2 protein-coding genes are annotated in these 2,824 nt (G+C 64.2%); both read right to left on the bottom strand.

Translation table 11 applies throughout. The features are described from left to right. Positions 1-1,139 (bottom strand): IS1380 family transposase (locus B1964_RS28550; RefSeq protein WP_079932193.1); only part of this gene is annotated, 1,139 nt, incomplete at its 3' end. Then, a complete protein-coding gene (locus tag B1964_RS28545; RefSeq protein WP_253194258.1) occupies positions 1,136-2,503 on the bottom strand; it encodes an IS110 family transposase in 1,368 nt (455 codons plus the stop codon). The genes B1964_RS28545 and B1964_RS28550, both read right to left, overlap by 4 nt. Positions 2,504-2,824 lie beyond the last annotated feature (321 nt).

The raw sequence follows: 2,824 nt of genomic DNA, 5'->3' as shown, positions 1-2,824 counted from the left end.
CCTAAACAAGGTCTCGACCCAGTCCAGGACGGTTCATTGGCGGTGCGGATGCGGTCCTCGCAACGCGCACGCCGCCGGTGGCGCAGTTCGAGCTCGGCCAGCTGGCCGCGGGGTGTGTTGGTGGCGAACGCGGTCAGTCGCATGCCGTCGGAGTCGGTGAACCGCAACTGCGCTCCCGGATGCGGGCGCTCCTTTCTGACGATCACCCGCATGCCCTCGGGCCAGCCCGAAAGGTCCAGCATGCCCGTCAGTTCCGCGACCCACGCCCCGTCACGTTCGACCCAGTCGGCGTCGTAGGCCGGGGTCCACGCCTCAGGTAGTAGTCGGTCGATGATCTCGGCGATGGCCTCGGTGAGTCCGAATCCGACCGAGTAGGCCAACCGCCGCCTGGTCAGATACTCCAGGAATTCGTGGGTGCTGCCGGCCGAATCGGTGCGGATCAGCACCGTTTTGCCGACCCGATAACCATCGATGCCGGGTACTTGGGCCAGGGCCTGTTCGACGACGGTGATGTGATCAGCAGCGGTGTTCGACCCGGCGTTGCCGGGCCGCAACATGATTGCGAGTGGTTCACCGGTGCCGGCGGCTTGGTGATCGACGAACGCGCACAGCGGGTGAAACCCGAAGCCTTTCTTCCAGTGTGGCGTCGCCTGCTCTTTGTCGGAGTGTGCGGTCACCAAGGTGGCGTCGAGATCGATGATCAACGGATGCCGCACATCGCGGTCGTGGTTGGGGGCTGCGGTGCCGGCGGCGGTCCACGCCTGCGCGCGGGCTGCGGCGCGAGCAGCGTTGATAGCCGACAAGGCTGCCGGTGCGTCGGCGGCCAGCGTGGAGATCAGTCGCGACACCGTCGGATCCGAGGCCACCGGCCCGAACACGCCCGGGTCGGCACGCACCTGGTTGATATCAGCCAAGCAATCGCCGCCCAGGGCGACCGCGACGGCGAGGTCAAGCACAATCTTGCCCGGATCGTGAGTGGCCAAAGGTTTGCGCCACGACGCCAACCCGGTCGACAAGTGCCTGCTCAGACCGGTTTTCTCGGCCGCCCGCAGCAGGACCGTCGCCCCGGCGTGCGACACCACCCCGGTTCCGGAGTCATCTACAGACAACGACGGGTAGCACGACGTAGACTTACTCACCTGAAAGACATCCCATGTGATAAGGATGTCAAGAGGCAATCGGGCCTATCCTTCCGTGATGTGTTGTCGGCCAGCTCTTTCCACGCGATGGTTTCGTCGTAGAGGGTGTCGGTGGCCAGACATCCATGCAGGATGCCGACAAGCCGGTTGGCCACGTGGCGCAGCGCGGCCTCATGCGCGACGCCGCGCTGCCGTTGACGGTCGTAGTAGGAGCGCGCTCCGGGCGAGACTCGGATCGCGGTAAACGCCTGGCGCGTCAGCGTATCGAGGAGTCGATCGTTGTGAACGTAGCGTCGCGACACGACGGTCCGTTTCCCTGACTGCTGGGTGACCGGGCTGGTGCCTGCGAAGTTCCTCCGCGCCTTGGCGGTGCGGTACCGGACAGGAGCATCGCCGAACTCGGCGAGGGCGCGAGCGCCGAGGATCGGCCCCATGCCGGGTTGGGAGGTGTAGATCCGAGCCTGGGGATGGGTGTGAAATGCGGAGGTCACCTTCTCGGCGAGGTTCGCGATCTGGGTGTTGAGTACAGCAATGACCGCCAGAATAGCGACGGTGGCCGACGCATGGGCAGCAGCCAGCTCCGCGGGTTGACCGAGATGACCGGGTTCGCGCAGCGTCGCGCGGATCTCTGAGGCACGAGTATCGATCATGCGGCGCTTGGCATGGGTCAGCGCCGCCCGGATCTGGGTCAGGGTCAGCCGAGTGGCCGTCGCCGGGGTCGGCGCCTTGGTGAGCAGTTCGATGCTCTCTGGTGCCGAAAGGTCAGTGAACGCGTCGACGGCCGCGGGAAAGTACTGAATCAAGTTGTACCGCAGCCGATTCAAGTGTCGAGTCCGCTCCCAGATGAGGGTTTTGTGGGTACGTGCCAAGACTTTCAAACCCTCCACGGTATCGGTGTCGTCGGCCACCAACCGCAACTGAGCGCGGTCGGTCCGAACCATATCGGCCAGCACGTGCGCATCGCGGGCATCGTTCTTCGCGCCGGCCAGGGAATACCGTGAACGGCACCGCGCCGACTGGAGAGGGTTGACCGCATACACGCGGAATCCGCTGCCTCGCAGAGCAGTGACCCATACGCCGTTGTCACGTTCGATGCCGACCTCGACAACATCGTCGCCGTCGATGCCGAGTTCACCGAGCCTGCTGAGCGCAGTGCCGAGACCGGCCGCGTTCTCCTCCACCCGAAACCGGGCCAGCACGCGCCCATCGGGCGCCATCACCTCGATATCGTGGTGCCCTTCTGCCCAATCGTCGCCGATAATGACTGTCACGTTGATCTCCCTGGCCGTTTGAAGAAGCAAGTCAGGCAGCGAGCCGCCGCGCGTCGCGACCAAATGACGAGTGCTCAACACGAAGGCCGGCACGACATCCCATCAGCGATCAGAGCAGCGGCAGTCGGCGAGGGCACGGTCATTCAGAAGAACTCCCGCACAGCGAGGTCCCGGTGCTCCGTGTGCTCACTCACCAACTGCTACCCGTAGGGCCCGCTCTCGCGGAACCTACGACTCATTTGGTGCTCCTCGAACTGCTCTGATTGTTACCTTCGCAAGTTCAATCATCGCAGGTCAGGGCACCATTCTTTATTCACGACACGAAATCACCGTGAAAGCCCGAGGCTAACGCCAATACCGTTCAGTTAAGCGGGTCGGTTGTGTAGATCGGTGACTGTGTCGGTTGCGGCCAGG

It is taken from the genome of Gordonia sp. i37, assembly GCF_002043085.1.
GTDB lineage: Bacteria > Actinomycetota > Actinomycetes > Mycobacteriales > Mycobacteriaceae > Gordonia > Gordonia polyisoprenivorans.
The sequence above is the reverse complement of the archived record's forward strand: the minus strand, read 5'-3'. Positions and strand labels throughout refer to the sequence as shown.